This window comes from Tundrisphaera macrotermitis (assembly GCF_051175315.1).
In the GTDB taxonomy this organism is placed as follows: domain Bacteria; phylum Planctomycetota; class Planctomycetia; order Isosphaerales; family Isosphaeraceae; genus Tundrisphaera.
In genome coordinates this window covers 2,728,620-2,754,103 of sequence record NZ_CP195100.1, presented here as the reverse complement: position 1 = coordinate 2,754,103, position 25,484 = coordinate 2,728,620, and the positions used below count along the sequence as shown (strand labels likewise).

Here is a 25,484-nt window from a genome sequence, read left to right as displayed (position 1 = left end):
CATGGGACAAAACCACCCCCCCGACGCCTCCACCCGGGACCTCTCGTCGTTCGTCGCCCTGACCCGACTCCGGGCCGACGAACGCGCCGACGCGCCGGCGTTCTCGTTCCTCCACGACGGCGAGATCGGCGGCGGGGCCGAGGATCGGCTCTCCTTCGCCGGCCTCGATCGCCGGGCGCGGGCCATCGCGGCGACATTGCAGGGGGTGGGCGTCGCGGGAGAGAGGGCGCTCCTGGTCGGGCCGCCGGGGCTGGAGTTCATCTCGGCCTTCCTCGGGTGCCTGTATGCCGGGGTCGTGGCCGTGCCCGCCCACCTGCCCCGCCCGAACCGGCCGATGCCCCGGCTGGCGGCGATCGCCGACGGGGCCCGGCCCCGGGCGATCCTCACGACGACCGGCCTGCTGGCCGACTCCGACCGCTGGGCCGCCGAGGTCCCCGCCCTGGCGGGGCTGCACCGCCTGGCCACCGACGCCGTCCCCGACGACCGCGCCTCGTCGTGGTCCGACCCCGGGGTCGGCCGGGATGACCTGGCCTTCCTCCAGTACACGTCGGGCTCGACGGCCTCCCCGCGCGGGGTGATGGTCACCCACGGGAACCTGCTGGCCAACTCGGCGGCGATCCGGGCCTGCTTCGGCTCGACCCCCGAGAGCCGGGGGGTCTGCTGGCTGCCCCTGTTCCACGACATGGGGCTGATCGGCGGGGTGCTCCAGACGATCCACTGCGGCGGCCACAGCACCCTGATGGCCCCCACGGCGTTCCTCCAGAAGCCGGTGCGCTGGCTCCGGGCGATCGCCGCCGCCGGAGCGACGATCAGCGGCGGGCCGGACTTCGCCTACGACCTCTGCGCCCGCAAGGTGACCGAGGAGCAGAAACAGGGCCTCGACCTGAGCCGGTGGGCGGTCGCCTACGACGGCGCCGAGCCGGTCCGGGCGGAGACCCTGGACCGCTTCGCCGAGGCGTTCGCCCCCTGCGGGTTCCGCCGCGAGGCGTTCCTCCCCTGCTACGGCCTGGCCGAGTCCACCCTCCTGGTCACCGGCCGCCGCCCGGCCTCGGGCCCGGCCCTGTTCGCCGCGAGCGCCGACGGGCTGGCCGCCGGCCGGATCGAGCCCGCCCCCGACGACGGGCCGAAGTCCCGCACCCTGGTCGGCTCCGGCGCGATCGAGCCCGGCGTCGCGATCGTCGATCCGATGACCCACCAGCCCTGCCCCGCCGACCGGATCGGCGAGATCTGGGCCCGGGGCCCGAGCGTCGCGGCCGGCTACTGGAATGACCCCGAGGCGACCGCCGCCACCTTCGCCGCCCGCATCGCCGGGTCGGATGACGGCCCCTACCTCCGCACCGGCGACCTCGGCTTCGCCCGCGATGGCCAGCTGTTCGTCACCGGGCGGATCAAGGACCTACTCATCATCCGGGGGCGGAACGTCTACCCCCAGGACGTCGAGGCCACCGCCGAGCGCTGCCACCCGTCGGGCCGGATGGGGGGCGCCGCCGCCGTGGCGGTCGAGGTCGACGGCCAGGAAAGCCTGGTCCTCCTCCTGGAAGTGGAGCGGCTGGGCAAGGGGAACGCCGGGGACGACGTGATCGCGGCGGCCCGGCGGGCGATCGCCGAGGGGCACGACCTCGACGTCCACGCCATACGCCTCGTCAAGGCGATGGGCCTGCCCCGGACCACCAGCGGCAAGATCCAGAGGCACGCCTGCCGCGCCCGGTTCCTGGACGGCTCGCTCGAAGCGGTGGCCGCCTGGACCCGCCCGTCGGCCGGATCGGACCCGGCACCCGCCGCGATCCAGGCCCCGGAGGCCGGCCCGTCGCGCCCGGTCGCCGAGATCGCCGCCTGGCTGGCCGCCCGGGTCGCGGCCCCGCTCGGCCTCCGCCCCGAGGCGATCGACCGCCGCGCCCCATTGGCGTCCTACGGCCTGGGCTCGATCCAGGCGGTCGCCCTGGCCGGCGAGCTGGAGGAATGGCTCGGCCGCCCGCTTTCGCCGACGCTGGCCTACGAGTTCCCCACGATCGAGGACCTGGCCCGCCACCTGGCGGGAGAGCAGGACGAACCCAACCCGACGGCCGAAGGGGTGGCCCGGACGGATGAGCCGATCGCCATCATCGGCATCGGCTGCCGGTTCCCGGGCGCGTCCGGGCCGGACGCCTACTGGAGCCTGCTGAGCGAGTGCCGCGAGGCGGTGGGCGAGGCCCCGACCTCCCGCCGGGCCGCTCCTGGCGCCGAACGCGGGCGGGGCGGGTTCCTGGACGTGGTCGACCGCTTCGACGCCGCGTTCTGGGGGATCAGCCCCCGCGAGGCGACGAGCATGGACCCCCAACAGCGGCTCCTGCTCGAAGTCGCCTGGGAGGCGCTGGAGGATGCCGGGCTGGCGGCCGACCGCCTGGCCGGGACGCCGGTCGGCGTCTTCGTCGGGATCAGCACCGACGACTACAGCCGGATCGGCCGATCGCCGCAATCCCGGGGCGACGTCTACGAGATCACCGGCAACGCGGCCAGCATCGCCGCCAACCGGATCTCCTACGCGTTCGACTTCCGGGGCCCGAGCCTGGCCGTGGACACCGCTTGCTCGTCGTCGCTGGTGGCCGCCCACCTGGCCTGCGAGTCCCTGCGCCGGGGCGAGGCGACCGTGGCCCTGGCCGGCGGGGTGAACCTCGTGCTGTCGGCCGAGGTCACCGCCAACTTCGCCCGGGGCGGGTTCCTGTCCCCCGACGGCCGGTGCAAGGCGTTCGCCGCCGACGCCGACGGCTACGTCCGGGGCGAAGGGGCGGGCGTCGTGGTCCTCAAGCCCCTGGCTCAGGCCGTCCGCGACGGCGACCCGATCTACGCGGTGATCCGGGGCGGCGCGATCAACCAGGACGGCCGCTCCAACGGGCTGACCGCCCCCAGCCCCCGCGCCCAGGAGGCGGTACTCCGCGCCGCGTGGCGGGCCTCGGGCGTGCGGCCCGACCAGATCGGCTACGTCGAGGCCCACGGCACCGGCACCCCTTTGGGCGACCCAATCGAGGCGAAGGCCCTGGCCTCCGCATTGTCCGAGGGCCGCGATCCCGCCCGCCCCTGCCCGATCGGATCGGCCAAGGCGAACATCGGCCACCTGGAGGCCGCCGCCGGGGTGGCCGGGCTGATCAAGGTCGCCCTGATGCTCGGCCGCCGGGCCATCCCGCCCACCCTGCACGCCGCCGAGCCCAACCCGCGCATCCCCTTCGATGCGATCCCGCTCAAGCTGGCCGATCGGGACGCGGCCTGGGTCGGGGACGCCCCGCACTTCGCCGGGGTCAGCTCGTTCGGCTTCGGCGGGACCAACGCCCACCTCGTCCTCGCATCCGCCCCGATCCTCGCACCGATCGAAACTCCCGAACTCAATTCATCATGTTTGGATCTGTTCCCGATCTCCGCCCGGTCCCCCGAGGCGCTGCGGGCGATGGCCCAGGGGGTGCGGGGGATCCTGCCCAGCATGGGCAACCGCAAGGGCCTGGCCCGCACCCTGGCCGTGCGGCGCGAGCATCACGACCACCGGCTGGCGATCGTCGGGGATGAACCGGCCGAGGCCCTCGACGCCTTCCTGGCGGGCCGGGATCACCCCGACCTCGCCGTCGGCGAGCGTCGGCCCGGCAACCGCCCCGGCGTGGTGTTCGTGTTCTCGGGCCAGGGGGCGCTCTGGGCCGGCGCAGGCCGTGACCTGCTCGCGGCCGAGCCGGCGTTCCGGGCCGCCTACGACGCGTGCGACCTCTGGATGATGGCCCGCGAGGGGCGGTCGCTGGCGGCCGAGTTGTCCGGCGAGATCGCGCCCGAACGGCTCCTGGATCCGGCGTTCGCCCAGCCCCACCAGTTCGCGCTCCAGGTCGCGCTGGCCGCGTTGTGGCGGTCGTGGGGCGTGGTGCCCGACGCGGTGGTGGGCCACAGCCTGGGGGAGATCGCCGCCGCCCACGTCGCAGGGTCGCTGGACCTGGCCGACGCCCTGCGGATCGCCTGCCTGCGGGGCCGGCTGATGGGCCGCGCCGTGGGCCGGGGCCGGACCGCCGCCGTGGGGCTGCCCGCCGCCGAGGTCCGCCGCCGGATCGGCGACGGGCTGGCCATCGCCGCCGAGAACGGGTCGCGCCAGACCACCGTGTCGGGCACCCCCGGGGCCGTCGAGACCCTGGTGGCCGACCTCCGCGCCGAGGGGATTTTCGCCCGGTCGCTGGACGTGGCCGTGGCGTTCCACGGGCCGCAGATGGACCCGCTCCGCCGGGAGCTGACCGAGGCCCTGTCCGGCCTCCGCCCGCGCGCCGGCTCGATCCCGTTCATCTCGACCGTGACGGGCCAAACCCGCGACGGGGCGACGCTCGACGCCGACTACTGGGGCCGGAACCTCCGCGACACGGTCCGGTTCGCCGACGCGATCGCCACGCTCGCCGACGGGCCCTACGAGGCGTACGTGGAGGTCGGCCCGCACCCGATCCACGCCGGCCCTTTGGGCGAGGCGCTGGCCACCCGCGACCGCCCGACCGCCGTGCTCGGCTCGATCCGCCGCGACGACGACGCCCGCCGCGGCCTGCTCCGGTCGCTGGCCGCCCTCCATGTTCGCGGATTGCCCCTGGACTGGCCCGCGATCGCCCCGCCGGCCGGCCCCCTCGTGCGGCTGCCTGCCTATCCCTGGCAACGCGAGCGGTTCTGGACCGAGGCCCGGCCCGTCGCGACCCCTGTTGCAGCCCCGGCCGAGGCCGACCTCTCCGGCCTACTCCACGAAGTGGCCTGGCAGGAGTCCGACGTCCCGGAAGTCGTCCACCTCAACGGATCGGCCCACGCCGGTCGATGGCTGATCCTGGGCGACGGACGGGGGCTCGCGGGCCGGTTGCGGGTCGCGATCGAGGCCCTGGGCGGGTCGTGCGAGACGGAATGGTCCGATGAAGTTCGTGGGACTGTCGACCTCCGACCGCTCGATGCCGCCGAGGGGGACGATCCGGGATCGACCGCCGCGCGGATCTGCTCCGACATCCTCGCATTGATGGATCGGGTCGCCGGCCCGGACGGCGGGTCGCGCCGGCCCCGGGCCTGGGTCGTCACCCGGGGCGCCCAGCCGGCCGGGCACGCATCGGCACCCGTCGCCCTGGCCCAGTCTCCCGCCTGGGGTTTGGGGCGGTCGATCGCCCTGGAACGCCCCGACCTGTGGGGCGGGCTGGTCGACCTCGACCCCGATGGGGAAGCGGACGAGGCCGAGACGCTGGCGGGCCTGCTGGTCCGGGGCGGCGGCGATGGACAGGTCGCCCTCCGGGGCGGACGCCGGCTGATCCCCCGCCTGGTGCCGCGCGACGGGCACGAAGAATCCGCCCCGGCCGGCCCGACCATCCGGCCCGAGGGGACGTATCTGATCACCGGCGGCCTGGGCCAGCTCGGCCTGCGGACCGCCCGATGGCTCGCGGAGCGCGGCGCCCGCCGCCTGGTGCTGGTCGGCCGCCGCGGCCTGCCCGACCGGGGCGACTGGGACGCTTTGCCCGCCGACCACGCCGACCGGGCGAAACTTGACGCCATCCTGGACCTGGAGCGCCTGGGGGCGACCGTGGCGGCCGAGGCCGTCGACGTCGGCTCGGCCCCGGCCGTGGCCGCCCTGTTCGACCGGCTCCGCCGGACCATGCCCGCCGTCCGGGGGGTGATCCACACGGCGGGCGTCGTCCGCGCCGTGGGCGAAGCCCCGCTCGATGCCGACGGGTTGCGGGCGACCTTCCGGAGCAAGGTCGACGGGGCGTGGGCCCTCCACGAGGCGACCCGAAACCTGCCGCTCGACTTCTTCGTCATGTACTCGTCGGTGGCCTCGGTCTGGGGGACGGCGCGGACCGGCGACTACGCCGCCGCCAACCAGTTCCTGGATGCCCTGGCCGCCCACCGGGGGTCGCTCGGCCTGCCCGGCCTGAGCATCAACTGGGGGCCCTGGGCCGACGGCGGGATGGCCTCGGCGTCGGGCTGGGATCGCTCGTTCCAGTTGGTCGGCCTCAAGCCGCTCGACCCCGACGCCGCCCTCGCCGCCTTCGGCCGGCTGGCCGGCGACCCCTCGGCCCGCCAGGCCGCCGTGGTCCGCGCCGACTGGAAGCGGCTGGCCGCCGCGTTCGGCCCGGGCGGGCGGGGCCGGTTCCTGGCCAGTGTCGAGGGGCTGTCCCGCAACGGCAACGGCCACCACGCCAACGGCAACGCCCATGCGAACGGGAACGGGGCGGGCCTGCCGGCCTGGCTCGGGCTCGACGCCGAACGCCGAAGGGGACCGGCCATCGCCTTCTTCCGGGACCGGGTCGCGGCGATCCTGGGGCTGCCCGCCGACAAGATCGACGTCGACCGCCCGCTCAACCAGCTCGGGTTCGACTCGATCATGGCGATGGAGCTGAACGTCGCCGTCGAGGCCCAGCTCGGCCTGGCCCTGCCGCTCACGACCCTGCTGGAAGGCCCGAGCATCGCCCGGCTGGCCGAGGCCACGCTCGGCCCGGCGACCGCGCCCGCGTCGTCGGTCACGGCGGGCGGTCCGGATGCCGGCACGCCGTCGCTGGCCCAGCAGGCCATGTGGTACGCCCACCAGCTGTCCGGGGCCCGGGGCGGCTACAACATCGCCGGCGCCGCGCGGATCCTCTCGGGCCTGGACCCCGCCGCGTTCCGCCGGGCCGTCGACCGGGTCGCCGCGCGGCACGAGGCGTTGCGGACCATCTTCCCCGCCCCCGACGGACGGCCCGCCCTCCGGGTCCTCGACCCGTCCGAGGGGGGCGTCGCGGTCGAGTTCTTCGAGGCGTCGGGGCTGGACCCGGCCGAGATCGCCCGCCTGCGGGACGTCGAGGCAGGCCGCCCGTTCGACCTGGAGGCGGGGCCGCTGGCGCGGGTCTGCCTCTGGACGCGGGGGGACCGCGACCACGTCGTCCTGCTGGTGGTCCACCACATCGTCGCCGACTTCTGGACCACGACCGTCCTCCTGGACGAGTTCGGCCGGGCCTATCGCGCGGAGTGCGGCGGCCCGCCGGCCGGGCTCGAACCTTTGCCGATCCGGTTCGCCGACTTCGTCCGCTGGCAGGACGAACTCGTGAAGGGCCCCGAAGGGGACCGGCTCTGGGGCTATTGGCAGGGCAAGCTCGCCGGCCCCCTGCCCACCCTGGCCCTGCCGACCGACCGGCCCCGGCCGCCGTCGCCGACCCAGGCCGGGGCGCTGCGGCACCTGGAGATCGACGCCGACCTCGCCGGCTCGCTGGTTGAGCTGGCCCGGTCGCGGGGCGTGAGCCTGTACACCGCCCTGCTCGCCGCGTTCCAGGCGCTGCTCGGCCGGCTGGGCGGGCAGGACGACATCATCGTCGGCTCGCCGTTGGCGGGCCGGACCCGCCCGGGGCTGGAAGGGCTGGTCGGCTACCTGGTCAACATGATCCCGATGCGGGGCGACCTGGCCGGCGACCCCAGCTTCGACGACCTGCTGGCCCGTTCCCGCAAGGTGGTCCACGAGGCGCTGGAGCATCAGGACTACCCGTTCGCGGCGATGCTCCCCCGGCTCGGCCTCCCGTTCGACCCGAGCCGGGCGCCGGTGTATCAGGTCCTGCTGATCCACCAGAAGTCGCAACGCCTTGATGATCAGGGGCTGACCGCGTTCGCCCTGGCGATCCCCGGGTATGAGACCGAACTCGGTGGCCTCCCACTCGAATCGCTGGCCCAGCACAACGGCGGGGCCGCCTTCGACCTCACCCTCATGACGGCGCTGGTGGGCGACGGCCGGCTGGCGCTCTCGCTGGAATACGCCGCCGACCTGTTCGACCCGGCGTCGGCCGACCGCCTGCTCGCCCAGTTCCGGGCCCTTTTGGCCGGCGCCGTCGCCGACCCGTCGCGGCTGCTCTCGGATTTGCCTTTGATCGACGCGGCGGATCGGCAAAAGCTGCTGGTCGACTGGGCCGACGGTCCTCAGTTCATCGCGGACGCCGCCCCGGGCTGCATCCACGACCGCTTCGAGGCCCAGGCCCGCCGGACCCCTGACGCCGAGGCCATCGTCTTCGGCGCGGATCGATTGACGTATCGAGAGTTGAACGAGCAAAGCAACCGCCTCGCCCACCACCTCCGGGCGGTCGGGGTGGGGCCGGGGGTGCTGGTCGGGCTCCACGCGGGGCGGAACCCGTCGCTGATGATCGGCCTGCTGGCGATCCTCAAGGCGGGCGGGGCGTACCTGCCGCTCGACCCGAGCCTGCCGGAGACCCGCCTCGCCCAGATTCGCGACGACGCCCGCATGGGCATCGTCGTCACCGACGGCCAGAGCGGGCCGATCGCCGCCGATGCGGTGGTCGACCTCATCGCCGACGCCGAGCGGATCGCCGCCCGCCGCGAAACGAACCCATCGCCGCTGGCGACCCCCGGCGACCTCGCCTACGTCATCTACACCTCGGGCAGCACCGGCAAGCCCAAGGGGGTGATGGTCGAGCACCGCAACCTGGACAACGCCTACCGGGGGTGGGAGCAGTCCTACGGCCTCGACGCCTGGGCCGGCCGCCACCTCCAGATCGCCGGCGCCGCGTTCGACGTGTTCACCGGGGACTGGTCGCGGGCCCTCTGCTCGGGCGGGGCGCTCATCTCCTGCCCGCGCGAGGCGATCCTCGACCCCGAAGTCCTGCTGGATCTCCTGGTCCGCGAGCGGGTCGACTGCGCCGAGTTCGTCCCGGCGGGCGTGGAAGGGCTGGTCGATTTGCTGGAGCGGACGGGCGGGACGCTGGGGTTCATGAAGCTGATCGCGGTCGGCTCGGATCTCGTCCACGCCGGATTGCACGAACGGCTCCGCCGGCTGGCCGGGCCGGGGACGCGGGTGGTCAACAGCTACGGGCTGACCGAGACCACCATCGACACCACGTTCTTCGAGGGGGACCTGTCCGCCCTGCCCCCCGGCCGCCCGGCGCCGATCGGCGGGCCGTTCCCGGGGTCGTCGGTGTACGTCCTGGACGACCGCCTGGAACCGCTGGCGGCGGGCGTCACCGGCGAGTTGTACATCGGCGGGGCCGGGGTGACCCGGGGCTATCTCGACCGCCCCGCGATGACCGCCGAAAGGTTCCTGCCCGACCCGTTCGGCGCCATCCCGGGAGCCCGGATCTACCGCACCGGCGACCTCGCCCGCTGGCGGCCCGACGGCTCGCTCGACATCCTGGGCCGGGCCGACTCCCAGGTCAAGATCCGGGGCTATCGGATCGAGTTGGGGGAAGTCGAATCCGCCCTGCTCCGCGACCCGGCGGTCAAGGCGGCGGCTGTGGTGGTCCGCGAGGATCGCCCCGGCGAGCGCCGGCTGATGGCGTTCGTCGTGCCGGCCGACCCCGAGGATCCGCCCGCCGGCGCCGACCTCCGCCGCCGGCTCAAGCAGGGACTGCCCGAGTACATGGTGCCGGCCTCGTTCGGCATCCTCGACGCCCTGCCCCTGACCTCCAACCGCAAGGTCGACCGCCGGGCCCTGGCCGCGATCGAGCCGGAGACGCAGGTCGCCGCCGACTCCGGGCCGATCGCGGGGGTCGCCCCCCGCACCCCCGCCGAGGCGACCCTGGCGCGGATCGCCGCCGAGGTGATGGGCGTGGGCGGCATCGGCGTGACCGACAACCTGTTCGAGCTGGGGATCGACTCGGTCCTGATCATCCAGCTGGTGTCGCGGGCCCGCGCCGCCGGGCTGCGGCTCGACCCGGCCCTGCTGTTCCGCCACCCGACCATCGCCGACCTCGCCGCCGCGACCCTCGACGAGAAGCCGGCCCCGGCCCACGCCCCGGCCGAGCCGCTGCTCGACGACCTCCCCGCCGTGCTCGCCGAGTTCGGGCCGGACGCCGAGGACGCCTACCCGCTCTCCCCGGTCCAGGCCGGGATGATCTTCCAGGACCGGATGGCCCCGGACGCCGGCTCGTATGTCGAGCAGTTCACCTGCCGGCTCCGGGGCTCGCTGGACGTCGAGGCGTTCGCCCGGGCCTGGCAGGCCGTGATCGCTCGCCACCCGGCTTTGCGGACCTCGTTCCACCGGGCCGACCACGACGTCCCGGTCCAGGTCGTCCGCCGCGAGGCCGCCGTGCCGATCGCCCGGCTCGACTGGAGCGGCCTCGACCCGGCCGAGCAGGACGTGCGGCTGGCCGCGTTGCTCCGCGACGACCGCCGCCTCGGCTTCGCCCCGGCGCATGCCCCTTTGCTCCGCCTGGCCCTGGCCCGGCTCGGCGACGACCTCCACGCCCTGGCCTGGAGCGGCCACCACCTCATCTTCGACGGCTGGTGCCTGCCGATCGTCCTGGGCGAGGTGGTCGCGGCCTACGAGATGATCGCCCGGGGGCTGGAGCCCGCCCTGCCCCCGGCCCCGCCGTTCCGCGACTACATCGCCTGGCTCCGCCGCCAGGATCTCGCCGAGGCCGAGGCCTTCTGGCGCAAGGCCCTGGCCGGGTTCCGGACGCCCACCCCCTGGGGGATCGAGGCGGATCGGCCCGACGTCCCCGCCGGCACGCCGTATGCGGAGCGGGAGCGGTCCCTCGGCCCGGAGGCCACCGCCCGCCTGGTCGCGGTCGCCCGGTCGGCCCGGCTGACTGTGGCCACCGTGATCCACGGGGCCTGGTCATTGCTCCTGTCGCGCTACGCCGGGCGGGCCGACGTCGTCTCCGGCGTGACGGTGACGGGGCGGCCGGCCGACCTGGCCGGGGTCGAAAGGATGGTCGGCGTGATGGTCAACACCCTGCCGCTGCGGGTCGCCGTCGACGAGGAGGCCGAGATCCTCCCCTGGCTCGCCGGCGTCCAGGCGACGCTGGCCGACCTGCGCCGGTTCGAGCATACGCCGCTGGTCCGGGCCCGGCAGTGGAGCGAACTCCCCGCCGGGACCCCGCTGTTCGAGAGCATCCTGGTGGTGCAGAACACGCCGAGCGAGGCCGAACTCGCCGATCGCGCCGGGCGTCTCGGGGTCGAGGCCGCCCGGGTCCACGAGCAGTCGAGTTACCCCCTGACCGTGTCCGTCGAGCCGGGCGAACGGCTCCGCGTCTGGGCGGGGTTCGACCCCCGCCGCCACGACGGCGCGGCCGTCGACGCCCTGCTCGGTCACTTCCTCGCCCTGATCGAAGGGATCGCCTCGGGTACGGGCCGCCGGCTCGCCGACCTTGCGCTGCTCTCCCGGGACGAACAACAACGCCTCGCCCGCGAATGGGACGGCGATCCGGGCCCCACGCCCGGGCCCGACGCCCTCGCGGACGACGACCTCGACGCGGCCATCGCCGCGCTCCGTCGAGAGATCGAAGAAGGAAACCCCTCATGACCACCGACCCCCAGCCCCACGCCGGCCTGTCGGTCGCCGAGAAACGGGCCCTGGTCGCCCGCCTGCTCAAGCAGAAGGCCGAGGCCCAGGCCGCCCGGGCCCGCCCCGACGCCTCCGCCGTCCACCGCCTGTTCGAGGCCCAGGCCCGCCTCGCCCCCGACGCCGTCGCCCTGACCCACGCCGGGCTCACGGTGACTTATCGCGATCTGGATGCGCGGGCCAACCGCCTCGCCCGCCACCTCGTCGGCCTCGGCGTCGGCCCCGACGCCCGCGTCGGCCTCTGCCTCCGACGCTCCCCCGAACTCGTCGTGGCGATCCTCGCCACGCTCAAGGCCGGCGGCGCCTACGTCCCCATCGACCCGGCCTACCCCGCCTCGCGCATCGCCTTCATGATCGAGGATGCCGACGCGCCGGTCCTGCTCACCCAGGAGGAGTTGCGCGGGACGCTCCCGGCCTCCGACGCCCGCGTCGTCTGCGTGGATACGGCCGAACTCGGCGACGATGATTCACCGCCCGATGTGGCCGTCTCCCCCGGCCACCTGGCGTACATCATCTACACGTCGGGATCGACCGGACGCCCCAAGGGGGCCATGATCGCCCACAAGGGGCTGACCAACTACCTCCTCTGGGCCGCCAAGGCGTACCGCGTGGCCGAGGGGGTCGGCTCGCCGGTCCACTCCTCCGCCTCCTTCGACCTCACCGTCACCTCGCTGCTGGCCCCCCTAGTCGCCGGCCGCCGCGTCGATCTGCTCGACGAGGGGCTCGGCGTCGAGCAGCTCGCCCAGGCGTTGCGCGACCACCGCGACTACTCGCTGGTGAAGATCACCCCGGCCCACCTCCAATTGCTCGGACGCCAGCTCGACCCGAATGACGTGGCGGGCCGCACCCGCGCCTTCGTCGTCGGCGGCGAGTCGCTGACCGCCGAGCACGTCGCCTTCTGGCGCGAGCACGCTCCGGACACGGTGCTGATCAACGAGTACGGCCCCACCGAGACGGTGGTCGGCTGCTGCATCCAGCAGGTCGGCGGCGAGGCCGACGGGCCGACCATCCCCATCGGCAAGCCGATCGCCTCCACCCGGATGTACGTCCTGGATGCCCGGATGCGGCCGGTGCCGCCGGGCGTCACCGGCGAGCTGTACATCGGCGGGGCCGGCGTGGCCCGCGGCTACCTGAACCGCCCCGGCCTGACCGCCGAGCGGTTCGTGCCCGACCCCTTCGGCAAGGAGCCCGGCGCCCGGCTGTACCGGACCGGCGACTTGGGGCGGTGGCGGGCCGACGGGCTGCTGGAGTGCCTGGGGCGGATCGACCACCAGGTCAAGGTCCGCGGCTATCGCATCGAGCTCGGCGAGGTCGAGGCCGCCCTGTCCGGCCTGCCCGGCGTGGGCGAGGCGGCGGTGATCGCCCACGACGACGCGGTCGGCGAGAAGGCCCTGGCCGCCTACGTCGCCCCCCGTCCCGGCGAGCCCGCCCCGACCGCCAACGACCTCCGCGCGGCGCTCCGCGAGGCGCTGCCCGAATACATGGTCCCGAGCACCTTCGTGCTCCTGGACCGGCTGCCCCTGACGGCCAACGGCAAGGTCGACCGCGACGCCCTGCCCGACCCGGTCGCGGCCCGCGAGGACGACGGCACCGGCTACGTCCCGCCCCGAGGGCCGGTCGAGGAGGCGCTGGTCGGCCTCTGGGGCGAGATGCTCGGGCGCGAGCGGATCGGCGTCCACGACAACTTCTTCGACCTCGGCGGCCACTCCCTGATCGCCACCCAGCTGGTGGCCCGGCTCCGCGACGTGTTCGCCGTCGAGCCGCCGCTCCGCGGCTTCCTGGAGGCGCCGACCGTCGCCGGGCTGTCGCGGCTGATCGAGCAGGAGATGGCGGCGGGCGCCGGGCTGCTGGCCCCGCCGATCGCCCGGGTCGACCGGACCGTCCCCCTGCCCGCCTCGTCGTCCCAGCGGCAGCTCTGGTTCCTCGACCAGCTGGAGCCGGGCGGCGTGGCGTACAACATCCCGACCGCCGTCCGCCTCACGGGCGAACTCGACGCCGACGCCCTCCGCCGGGCGCTCGACGCGGTGGTCGAGCGGCACGAGATCCTCCGCACCGCGTTCGTCTCCGACGGCGGGGTGCCGTTCCAGGTGGTCCAGCCGCCCGCGCCGATCCCGATGCCTTCGACCGACCTGAGCGGGCTCGACCCCGAGGCCCGCGAGGCCGAGGTCCTCCGGCTGGTGGCGGAGGAGGCCCGGATCCCGTTCGACCTGGCCCGGGGGCCGATGATCCGGGCCCGCCTGATCCGGCTCGACGCGGCCGAGCACGTCGCCTGCGTGACCATGCACCACATCGCCTCGGACGGCTGGTCGATCGGCGTCCTGATCCGCGAGATCGGCGCGATCTACGAGGCGACCCGCCTGGGCGAGCCGTCCCCCCTGCCCGAGCCGGGCCTCCAGTACGGCGACTATGCCGCCTGGCAGGCGGACTGGCTCCGGGGGGAGGCGCTGCAGAAACTCGTCGACTACTGGTCGGGCCGGCTCGCCGGCGTCCCCGCGCTGGAATTGCCCACCGACCGGCCCCGCCCGGCCGTCCTGGGCGACAAGGGCGGCCAGCGGACGACATCCATCCCCGGCGAGCTGGTCGCGGGGCTGCGGGCTCTGGGCCGGGCCGAGGGGGCGACCCTGTACATGACCCTGCTGGCCGCCTTCCAGGTGCTGCTCCACCGCTACACCGGGCAGCACGACATCGCGGTCGGGTCGCCGATCGCCGGCCGGACCCGGTCCGAGCTGGAGGGGCTGATCGGCTTCTTCATGAACACCCTGGTCCTCCGGGGCGACCTGTCCGGCGACCCGACGTTCCGGGCCTTCCTCGGGCGGGTCCGGGCCGAGGCGCTGGGGGCCTATGCCCACCAGGACCTGCCGTTCGAGCACCTGGTCGGCACGCTCCAGCCCGACCGCGACCCCAGCCGGGCGCCGATCTTCCAGGCCATGCTGGTGCTCCAGAACGCCCCGATGGCGGTGCCCAGCTCGCCGGGGCTGGAGATCGCCGTGCTGGACACCAACAGCGGCACGGCCAAGTACGACCTGACCCTGATCGCGGTCGAGACCGCCGAGGGGTTGGACGCCACCCTCGAATACAGCGCCGACCTGTTCGACCCGGCGACCGCCGACCGGATGCTGGGCCACCTGCGGACGCTGCTGGAGGCGATCGTGGCCGACCCCGACCGGCCGGTCGCCGACCTCCCCATGCTCACCGAGGCCGAGCAGAATGCCCTGCTCGGCCGGTGGGACGACCCGGCCGACGAGGAGGACGGGTTCGACCCCGAATCCGAAGATGACCTCGACGCCATGCTCGCCGAGCTGGCCGACGCGGGTCCGGAGGATTCCCCCCAATGACCAAGGCCGCACGCCCCCCGTCCCCACTGCCCCGCCCCGACCGCCGGGCCCCCGAGGCCCCGGCACCCCGCCGCCCCTCGCCGCCCGTCCATCGGATGATCGAGGCCCAGGCCCGCCGCGTCCCGGACGCCGTCGCCCTGACCCACGCCGGCCGGCACGTCACCTATCGCGACCTCGACCGCCGCGCCAACCGACTCGCCCATCGCCTGGTCGACCTCGGCGTCGGGCCCGACGTGCGCGTGGGCCTCTGCCTCCGACGCTCCCCCGAGATGGTCGTCGGTTTGCTCGCCGTGCTGAAGGCCGGCGGCGCCTACGTCCCCATCGACCCGGCCTACCCCGCCTCGCGCATCGCCTTCATGATCGAGGATGCCGACGCGCCGGTCCTGCTCACCCAGGAGGAGTTGCGCGGGACGCTCCCGGCCTCCGACGCCCGCGTCGTCTGCGTGGATACGGTCGCACTCGGCGACGACGACGCGCCGCCCGATGTGGCCGTCTCCCCCGGCCACCTGGCCTACATCATTTATACGTCGGGATCCACCGGACGCCCCAAGGGGGCCATGATCGCCCACAGGGGCCTCACCAACTACCTCCTCTGGGCCGCCAAGGCGTACCGCGTGGCCGAGGGGGTCGGCTCGCCGGTCCACTCCTCCGCCTCCTTCGACCTCACCGTCACCTCGCTGCTGGCCCCCCTGGTCGCCGGACGCCGCGTCGATCTGCTCGACGAGGGGCTCGGCGTCGAGCAGCTCGCCCAGGCGTTGCGCGACCACCGCGACTACTCGCTGGTGAAGATCACCCCGGCCCACCTCCAGCTGCTGGGCCGGCAGCTCGACCCGAAGGACGTCGCCGGCCGCACCCGCGCCTTCGTCGTCGGCGGCGAGTCGCTGACCGCCGAGCACGTCGCCTTCTGGCGCGAGCATGCCCCCGAGACCGTCATCTACAACGAATACGGACCCACCGAGACGGTGGTCGGCTGCTGCATCCAGCAGGTCGGCGGCGAGGCCGACGGGCCGACCATCCCCATCGGCAAGCCGATCGCCTCCACCCGGATGTACGTCCTGGACGCGCGGATGCGGCCGGTGCCGCCGGGCGTCACCGGCGAGCTGTACATCGGCGGGGCCGGCGTGGCCCGCGGCTACCTGAACCGCCCCGGCCTGACCGCCGAGCGGTTCGTGCCCGACCCCTTCGGCAAGGAGCCCGGCGCCCGCCTGTACCGGACCGGCGACCTGGGGCGGTGGCGGGCCGACGGGCTGCTGGAGTGCCTGGGGCGGATCGACCACCAGGTCAAGGTTCGCGGCTATCGCATCGAGCTCGGCGAGGTCGAGGCCGCGCTGGGCGAGTGCCCGGGCGTGCGGATGGGGGCGGTGATCGCCGACGACAGCCTGGGCGACACCCGGCTGGTGGCGATCGTCGAGGCCGATACCGACGCCAGCCCGGACGCGCGAAGCCTGGCCCAGGCCCTCGGCTCCCGGCTGCCGAGCTACATGGTGCCCTCGGTCTTCGTGGTCCTGCCCCGGCTGCCCCTGACCGCCAACGGCAAGGTCGACCGCGACGCCCTGGCCGCGATGGGCCCGTTCCGCGCCGAGAGCGGGTCGGACTACGTCGCCCCCCGCACCCCCACGGAAACCGAGCTGGCGGCGATCTGGGCCGCGATCCTCCAGGTGGAGCGGGTCGGGGCCGACGACCACTTCTTCGAGCTGGGCGGCCACTCGCTGCTGGCCACGCGGGTCGTGTCCCGGCTCCGCCAGGAGTTCGCCGTCGACCTGCCTTTGCGGGCTTTGTTCGAGGCACCCACCCTGTCCGCCCTGGCGGAGCGGGTCGACCGCCTCCGCGCCCAGGGCCGCGACCGCACCGACACGGCGATCGTGCCCGTCCCGCGCGAGCCCGGGGCGTTGCTCCGTCCGTCGTTCGCCCAGCAGGCGCTGTGGTATCTCGACCGGCTCGAACCGGGCCGGCCGACGTTCAACGTCACGTCGGCGGTGCGGGTGGCCGGCCCGCTCGACCTGGACGCCCTGCTGCTGGGCTTTCGCGAGATGATCCGCCGCCACGACGCCCTGCGGACCACGTTCCCGGTCGTCGACGGCCAGCCCATGGCCCGGATCGCCCCGGAATGGGACCTGGAACTGCCCACCGTCGACCTCGCCCACCTGCCCGAGGCCGAACGCGTCGCCGAGGCCGGGCGGATCGCCGAGGAGCAGGCCCGGACCCCCTTCGACCTGGCCGACGGCCCCCTGATCCGCGCCCGGCTGATCCGGCTCGCCCCGGACGACCACGCCGTCCTGCTGGCCATGCACCACATCATCACCGACGGGTGGTCGTTCGGCGTCGCCGCCGGCGAATTGGCGGCCCTGTACGAGGCGATCCGGGACGGCCGGCCGTCGCCGTTGCCTCCCCTGCCCGTCCAGTATGCCGACTATGCCCACTGGCAGCACGAACGGCTCAAGGGCGGGCTCCTGGATGGCCTGATCGGCTACTGGACCGAACGCCTGGCCGGCCTCCCCGCGCTGGAGCTGCCCACCGACCGGCCCCGGCCCCCGGTCCGCTCGGGCCGCGGCGGCCTCCGGGGCTTCGCCCTGTCGCCCGAACTGTCGGAGTCGGTCCGCGAGCTGTGCCGCCGCGAGCAGGTCACGCCGTTCATGGCGCTCCTGGCGGCCTTCCAGGTCCTCCTGTCGCGGTACAGCGGCCAGGCCGACTTCGCCGTGGGGTCGCCGTCGGCCAACCGGAACCGGGCCGAGGTCGAGGGGCTGATCGGCTACTTCATCAACATGCTGACGCTGCGGGCCGACCTGTCGGGCGACCCCAGCTTCCGCGACGTGCTGGCCCGGGTCCGCGAGACCGCCCTCGGGGCGTTCGAGCATCAGGAGTTGCCGTTCGACGTGCTGACCGAGACGCTCCGACCCCGGCGCGACCCGAGCCGCACGCCCTTGTTCCAGGTCATGTTCGTCCTCCAGAACAACCAGATGCCCGAGGCCGGCCGCCGCGACCTGGAGCTGTCCGCGCTCGACGCCCCGGGCGGGGGCAGCGGCACCGCCAAGTTCGACCTCTCCCTGGGCATGGCCGAGGGGGACGACGGCTTCGGCGGGTCGCTCGAATACAGCACCGACCTGTTCGACGAGGCGACCGCCGACCGGATCATCGGCCACTTCACCACCCTGCTCGCCGCGCTGGTCGCCGACCCGGCCCTCAAGGTCTCCGCGCCGGAACTGCTCACCCCGGCCGAGCGGTCGCGGGTCGTCCATGAGTGGAACCGGACCGCCGCCGACCTGCCCGACGCATCCGTCCCGGATTTGATCGACGCCCAGGCCCGCCGGACGCCCGACGCGGTGGCGGTCGCCTCCGGCGACGCGTCGTGGACCTATCGCGAACTGTCCGAGATCTCCAACCGCCTGGCCCGCCACCTGATCCGCAAGGGGGTCGGCCCCGAGTCGCGGGTCGGCATCTGCCTGCCCCGGTCGCCCGGCCAGATGGTCGCCCTGCTGGCGACCCTGAAGGCGGGCGCGGCCTACGTGCCCCTGGACCCGGATTATCCGGCCGAGCGGCTCCGGTTCATGCTCGACGACGCCGGGGTGGCCGCCCTGATCGCCCCGGACGGCCGGCTCGCCCCGCCCGAGGGGGTCGCGACGATCGACCTGGACCGGGATGCCGCCGCGATCGCCAGGGAGAAGCCACACGCCCCCGACGTCCGCCTTTCGCCCGACCAGGCAGCCTACGTTTCTTACACGTCGGGCTCGACCGGCACCCCCAAGGGTGTGGTCGTCACCCATCGGAACCTGCTCAATCACAACCTGGCGGCGGCCCGGCTGTTCGGCCTGGGGGCCGGGGACCGGGTGCTCCAGTTCTGCTCGGTGAGCTTCGACATCGCCGTGGAGGAGATCTTCCCCGCCTGGCTCTCGGGCGCGGCGGTGGTGCTCCGCGATGACGGCTTCCTCGACCCGGCCCGGTTCGCCGCGAAGGTCGCCGAGGCGGGCGTCACGGTCCTCGACCTGCCGACCGCGTTCTGGCATGCCTGGGTCAAGGCGCAGCACGCGTCGGGCGAGGCCCTGCCGGGGTGCCTGCGGCTGGTCGTGGTCGGGGGCGAGGAGGCGTCGGCGGCGATGCTCGGCCCCTGGCGCGAGATGGCCGGCGACCGGGTCCGCTGGATCAACACGTATGGTCCGACCGAGGCGACCGTGATTGCCACCGCCTTCGAGCCCGGCCCGGGCCATGTCCCGGGGCCGATCCCGATCGGCGGGCCGATCGCGAACGCCACGACCTACGTCCTGGATCCGGCCCTCCATCCGGTGCCGGTCGGGATGCCCGGGGAACTCTACCTGGGCGGGCTGGGCGTGGCCCGGGGCTACCTGGGCCGGCCGGGCCAGACCGCCGCCGCCTTCGTGCCCGACCCGTTCGGCGATCGCCCGGGCGCCCTCCTGTATCGCACCGGCGACCGCGCCCGCTGGCGGGCCGACGGGGTGCTCGAATTCCTGGGCCGTGTCGACGACCAGGCCAAGGTCCGCGGCTTCCGGGTCGAGCCGGGCGAGGTCGAGGCCGCGCTCCTGGCCCGGCCCGACGTCCGCGAGGCCGCCGTCATCGTCCGCGACGGGGCCCTGATCGCCTACGCGGCGGGCTCCGACCTCGATCCCAAAACGCTCCGGTCGGACCTCAAATCCCGCCTGCCCCGGCACCTGGTCCCGTCGTCGTTCGTGATCCTGGACGCCCTGCCGATCACGCCCTCGGGCAAGGTCGACCGCCAGGCCTTGCCGACGCCCGACGCCGAGGCCCGGCCCGACGGCGTCCAGCCCCCTCGCGACGCGATCGAGGCCGGGCTGGTGTCGCTGTGGGAGGAGATCCTCGGCGGGCGCCGGGTCGGCATCGACGACGATTTCTTCGACGTCGGCGGCTACTCGCTGCTGGCGGTCCGGCTGCTCACCCAGGTCGAGGAGCGGTTCGGCCGCCGGGTCGCCCTGGCCGACCTGATCCAGGGGCCGACCGTCGAGGAACTCGCCGCCCTGATCCGGGGCGACGACAAACCCCGCCAATGGACCCACCTGGTCCACCTCGCGTCGGGCGGCGCGGGGGACCCGTTGTTCTGCATCCACGCCGCCGGCGGGGGGATCCTCAGCTATCACGGCCTGGCCGGGCTGGTCGGGGCCGAGCGGCCGGTGATCGCGGTCCAGGCCCTCGGGCTCGACGCCGGGACCTCCCCTCTGGACGACATCGGCGTGATGGCCGATCGCTACCTCGCCGAGATGAGGGCCCGCCAGCCATCCGGGCCCTATCACCTGTGCGGGTGGTCGATGGGCGGGGCGATCGCCTTCGAGATGGCCCAGCGGCTCCGCGAGGCCGGCGAGGAGGTCGCCACCCTGATCCTGATCGACATGGTCGTGCCCGGGCCGAACTTCGCCCCGAGCACCGAGGCGGGCCTCAAGGCCGCCTTCGACCGCGACATCGCCCGCGCCGGGTGGGGCAAGGACGACATCCGCAACCGCCTCACCCCGGAGCAGACCGACCGGCTCCGCAACCTGTTCCGGCACCACTACCGGGCGATCAACGCCTACAAGCCCCAACCCTATCCCGGCCCGATGACCTTGATCCGCTCGGCCGAGAATCGGGGCCGGGGCGCGCTGGGCTGGGACGCGGTGGTGTCCGGGCCGATCGCGATCCACGACATCGACGCGGACCACCACACGCTGCTCCGGGAGCCGAACCTGGCGACCGTCGCCGGCCTGATCGGCCGGGCCATCGCGGAAGGGACGGCACGGGGATGAGCCTGCTCGGGTTCGTGATGAAGGCGTCGCGGGGGGTGGTCGTCCTGTCGATCGTCGCGGCCGCCGTGGGCGGGGCCGGGGCGGTCACGCTGCTGACCATGCTCCACCGGGCGCTCGGCGACGACGCGGCGAGCCTGCCCCGGTGGTATGGCCCGGCATTCGCCGCGCTCTGCGTGGTGGTGGCCGGCTCGCGGGTGATCGCGCAGGGGGCGATGGCGCGGCTGGGCCAGGGGGCGGTCACGTCGCTCGGCATCCAGCTTTGCCGCAAGATCCTCGGCCTCCCCCTGGATCGGTTTGAGGCGCTGGACAAGGGCGGGCTGCTCGCGGTTTTGACCGAGGACACCATGGTCGTGTCCAACGCCCTGGTCGGCATCCCCCAGATTTGCCTGAACGGGCCGCTGGTGGCGCTGTGCCTGCTCTATGCCGGGTGGCTGTCGCCGATGATCCTCGCCTGCGGCGTGGCCTTCGCGGCGGTGGGCGTCGGCTCGTACCTGGCGCTGACCGGCCCGGCCATGCGGCAACTCTACGCCGCGAGGTCGGGGCAGGACTCGCTGGTCAACCACTTCTCGACCCTGATCGACGGCTTCCGCGAGCTGAAGCAGAGCCGGGCCCGTTCCGCCGCGTTCCTCTCGGGCGGGCTGGAGCCGGCCGCCGCCGAGGTCCGCGACCGCGCCGTGGGCGGGCAGACCTTCTTCGCGCTGGCCGAAGGGTGGGGCGAACTGTCGTTCTTCGGGTTCCTCGGGTTCCTCACCTTCGTCCTGCCGGCGTTCCACCCGCTCGACCGGGCGACCCTGGCCGGGGCCATGCTGGTGGTCCTGTACATCATGGGGCCGCTCGACGTCCTGATCACCTGGATCCCGACCCTGGGCCGGGCCCGGGCCTCGCTCCGGCGGATCGACGCCCTCCTGCCCACCCTCTCCGCCGACGCGGCCGAGGACCCCGCCGCGCCCGTGCCGGCCCTCCGCACGTCGATCGAGCTGGACGGCGTGACCTACGACTACCCCGGCGAGGACGGCGAGCCCGGCTTCGCGCTCGGCCCGGTCGACCTCGTCCTCCGTCCTGGTGAATTGGTGCTATTGGCCGGCGGCAACGGCAGCGGCAAGACCACGCTGGTCAAGATCCTGGCCGGGCTGTATGCCCCGCGCACCGGATCGATCCGGGTCGATGGCCGCCCGGTCGACGACGCCGGACGCGCCGGGTATCGCGACCTGTTCACCGTGATCTTCGCCGACGGCCACCTGCTCCGCCGGCTCTGGGGCCAGGAACGGCCGGGGCTGGAGGCCGAGGCCGCCGAGGGATTGGCCCGGATGGGCCTGGGCAAACGGGTCCGGTTCGAGGGGGAGTCGTACTCGACGACCGACCTGTCGCAGGGCCAGAGGGGGCGGCTCGGCCTGCTCTCCGCCCTGCTCGAAAACCGCCCGGTCCTGGTCCTGGACGAGTGGGCCGCCAATCAGGACTGGCGGTTCAAGCAGGCCTTCTACCGCGAGATTTTGCCCGACCTCCGGGCCGCCGGCAAGGCGCTCCTGGTCATCAGCCACGACGAGACCTACCACGACGTCGCCGACCGGATCGTCCGCCTCCGGGACGGACGGATCGGCGTCGACCCGGGCGAGGACGGGGGGCCGCACGCGGCCCTGGAGCCGGCCCGGGCGGGAGAGATGCACCGATGAAGAAGGCCCTTCTGTTCCTCGCGATCCTGGGCAGCCTGGGGGCCGCCGCCGCCTGGCGCTGGCACGACGCCCAGGGGCCGAAGGTCCGCTATCGCACCTCGGCCGTCCGCAAGGGAGACATCCGCGCGGCGGTCAGCGCCACCGGCACGATCGAGCCCGAAGAAGTGGTCGACGTCGGCGCCCAGGTGGCCGGCGAGGTCATCAGCTTCGGCGCGGACCCGACCGACCCGGCCAAGACCATCAGCTACGGCAGCCTGGTCGACAAGGGGACGGTGCTCGCCCGGCTGGACGACTCGCTCTTCAAGGCCCGGCTCGCCCTGGCCCGCGCCAACCTCGCCAAGGCCGAGGCCGACCTCGAACAGGCGCAGGTCAAGTTCCGCCAGTCCGAGCGCAACGCCGAGCGGTCGCGCCGGCTCTCGACCCGAGGGCCGGGGATGATCCCGCCCCAGGAGGTCGAGAACTCCCAGTCCGACTACGAGGTCGCCCGCACCGCCATCGCGGTCGCCGAGAGCGGCGTCGCCGTGGCCCGCGCCAACCTCGCGGAGGCCGAGGCCAACCTCGGCTACACCACGATCCAGTCGCCGGTGAAGGGGGTGATCCTCGATCGCCGCGTCAACATCGGCCAGACCGTGGTCGCCAGCCTCAACGCCCCCAGCCTGTTCCTGATCGCCAAGGACCTGGGCCGGATGGAGATCTGGGCGTCGGTGAACGAGACCGACATCGGCTCGATCCGGATCGGCCAGGCGGCGCACTTCACGGTCGGGGCCTTCCCCGGCGAGACCTTCCGGGGCACGGTCACCCAGATCCGGCTCAACGCCAGCATGGTCCAGAACGTGGTGACCTACACCGTGGCGGTCGCCTTCGACAATCCCGGCGGCAAGCTCCTGCCCTACCTGACCGCCCGCGTCGAGTTCGAGGTCGAGGCCCATCAGGGCGTCCTGCTCGTGCCCAAGGCCGCCCTCCGCTGGCAGCCCAAGCCCGAACACGTCGTCGAATCCGAGCGCGAGGCCTACGTCCGCTCGCTCCTGGCCAAGCGCCGCGACCCCGCCGACGGCTCCGACCGGCCCGACGACGGCCCCGCGCGGATCTGGGTCGCCAACGGCGACTTCGTCCGGCCGATCGAGGTCAAGGTCGGCATCAGCGACGGGATCACCACCGAGGTCAGCGGCCACGGCGTGGACGCGGGCACCCAGGCCGTGATCGGCATCGCCCGCACCGAGGAGAGCGACATCTCGTCGTTCCTCCCCCACACCCGCTCGGCCGAGAAGTCGGAGGGGTCGAAGCCGTGACCACCGCCGCCACCCTCGCCGAAGACACGGCCTTCCTCCACCTGTCGGACATCCACAAGGTCTACTACCGCGGCAAGGTCGAGGTCCCCGTGCTCAAGGGGGTCTCGCTCGACGTGGACCGGGGGGAGATGGTCGCGCTGATGGGGGCGTCGGGGTCGGGCAAGACCACCCTGATCAACCTGATCGGCGCCCTCGACCGCCCGACCTCGGGCCGCTACCGGCTCGACGGCGAGGAGATCTCCGAAAGGACCATCGCCGAGCTGGCGGCCCTCCGAAGCGACAAGATCGGCTTCGTGTTCCAGAACTTCAACCTCCTGCCCCGGCTCACGGCGCTCGAAAACGTCCTGATGCCGGTCTCGTATGCCCCCCACGGCCTGAGCGATCGCGCCAGCCGCAAGCGGGCCATCGAGCTGCTCACTCGCGTCGGGCTGGGCGATCGCCTCGACCACGAGCCGGCGCGGCTCTCCGGCGGCGAGCAGCAGCGCGTCGCGATCGCCCGATCGCTGATGAACCGCTGCGCCTTCCTGATCGCCGACGAGCCGACGGGCAACCTCGACTCGAAGACCGGCGCCGAGATCCTGGCCCTGTTCCGCCAGCTCAACCGCGAGGACGGGCTGACGATCCTGCTGGTCACCCACGACCTATCGGTCGCCGAGAACGCCGACCGGATCATCCTGATGCGGGACGGGTTGGTCGACGACGCCGAGGCCCGCAAGCCCCCGCACGACGACGCGGCCGCATCGATCCCGGGCCAGCCCGCCGACCCCCTGCCGGCCCGCCGCCGGGGCGGTCTCCGCGACATGATGCGGACCGCCACCACGTCGCTCCGGTCGCTGCGGCGGAACCCCCTGCGGTCGGCCCTGACGACCCTGGGCATCGTGATCGGCGTGGCGTCCCTGATCGCCATCGCCGAGATCGGCACCGGGTCGTGGCGGGCGATCCGCGAGACGCTGACCAAGATGGGCGTGGACAATGTGCTGGTGCAGGCCGGGTCGGCCACCCGCAACGGCGTGAGCCTGGGCAGCGGCAGCCTCAAGACGCTGTCGCCCGAGGACGCCGACGCGATCCTCCGCGAGTGCCCGTCGGTGGTGGCCATCGCCCCGATCGTCAATGGCCGGGGGCAGGTGGTCCGGGGCAACCGCAACTGGGTCCCCTCGACGATCTTCGGCACCACGCCCGGCTTCCTCCGCGTCCGCGACTGGGAAGACCTGGCCGAGGGGGACGCATTCACGGATGAGGACGTCCGCGACATCGCGATGGTCTGCGTGATCGGCAACACCCTGGCCCGCGAGTTGTTCCCCGACGAGTCCCCGATCGGCCAGGAGATCACCACCAACGACGTCCCCCTGCGCGTGATCGGCGTGCTCCGCCGCAAGGGGGCCGACATCGTGGGCGAGGACCAGGACGACATCCTCCTGGCCCCCTGGACGACCCTCAAGTATCGCGTGAGCGCCTCCGGCGGCGGGGGCCACGCCCCGGCCACGCCGGCCGCCTCGCCGACCGACATCTCCGAGCAGATCAACCTGCTCCGCCGCCGCTACCCCCGTTCCGACGCCAGCAGCTTCCCGGTGGCGTCGGTGATGCAGATCGCCGACTCCCCCCGGCTGGAACGGCACTCCAACGTCGACTCGATCCTGGCCCGCACCGCGTCGACCGACGAGATCCCCGCCGCGATGGACCAGATCACCCGGCTGCTCCAGGAGCGCCACAAGATCGCCTACGGCGACGACGACGACTTCTCGGTACAGGACTTCACCGAGGTGATCGAGGCGGTCCACGGCACGGTCGGCCTGGTGGCCGGCCTCCTGGTCTGCGTCGCCCTGATCTCCCTGGTCGTGGGCGGGGTGGGGATCATGAACATCATGCTGGTGTCCGTGACCGAGCGCTACCGCGAGATCGGCCTCCGGATGGCCGTGGGCGCCCGCCCGCGCGACATCCTCCGCCAGTTCCTGGTCGAGGCGACCATGCTCTGCCTCCTCGGCGGCGTCGCAGGCATCATCGTCGGCCGGGGCTCGTCGATCCTGGTCCGCGTCCTCGCCCAGTGGCCCACCGACCCGTCCCCCCTGGCGCTCGTCGCCTCGGTCACGATCTCGGCCGCCGTCGGCCTCACCTTCGGCTACTACCCCGCCTGGCGCGCCTCGCGGCTCGACCCCATCGAGGCCCTCCGCTACGAGTGA

The 25,484-nt window shown here is 73.8% G+C and carries 6 protein-coding genes; all 6 read left to right on the top strand.

Annotation, left to right across the window (positions count from 1 at the left end; translation table 11 throughout):
• Nucleotide 1: 1 nt before the first annotated feature.
• From TA3x_RS11010 to TA3x_RS10985, 6 genes are read left to right on the top strand one after another with little or no spacing between them, the layout of a single operon-like run.
• Nucleotides 2-11,230, top strand: coding sequence for an amino acid adenylation domain-containing protein (locus tag TA3x_RS11010; RefSeq protein WP_435021132.1), 11,229 nt, complete (start codon nucleotides 2-4; stop codon nucleotides 11,228-11,230).
• Nucleotides 11,227-14,604 carry an amino acid adenylation domain-containing protein gene (locus TA3x_RS11005; RefSeq protein ID WP_435021130.1) on the top strand — a complete coding sequence of 1,126 codons (3,378 nt, stop codon included), beginning with the start codon at nucleotides 11,227-11,229 and terminating at the stop codon, nucleotides 14,602-14,604. Before TA3x_RS11010 ends, TA3x_RS11005 begins: the two co-directional genes overlap by 4 nt.
• Nucleotides 14,601-20,348, top strand: a complete 5,748-nt coding sequence (locus TA3x_RS11000) for an amino acid adenylation domain-containing protein (protein ID WP_435021128.1) — start codon at nucleotides 14,601-14,603, stop codon at nucleotides 20,346-20,348. Before TA3x_RS11005 ends, TA3x_RS11000 begins: the two co-directional genes overlap by 4 nt.
• Nucleotides 20,345-22,018, top strand: coding sequence for a cyclic peptide export ABC transporter (locus TA3x_RS10995; protein ID WP_435021126.1), 1,674 nt, complete (start codon nucleotides 20,345-20,347; stop codon nucleotides 22,016-22,018). The genes TA3x_RS11000 and TA3x_RS10995 overlap by 4 nt, the downstream gene beginning before the upstream one ends.
• On the top strand, nucleotides 22,015-23,307 hold the full coding sequence (locus TA3x_RS10990) for an efflux RND transporter periplasmic adaptor subunit (RefSeq protein ID WP_435021125.1): 1,293 nt from the start codon (nucleotides 22,015-22,017) through the stop codon (nucleotides 23,305-23,307). Before TA3x_RS10995 ends, TA3x_RS10990 begins: the two co-directional genes overlap by 4 nt.
• Nucleotides 23,304-25,484 carry an ABC transporter permease gene (locus tag TA3x_RS10985; protein ID WP_435021123.1) on the top strand — a complete coding sequence of 727 codons (2,181 nt, stop codon included), beginning with the start codon at nucleotides 23,304-23,306 and terminating at the stop codon, nucleotides 25,482-25,484. Before TA3x_RS10990 ends, TA3x_RS10985 begins: the two co-directional genes overlap by 4 nt.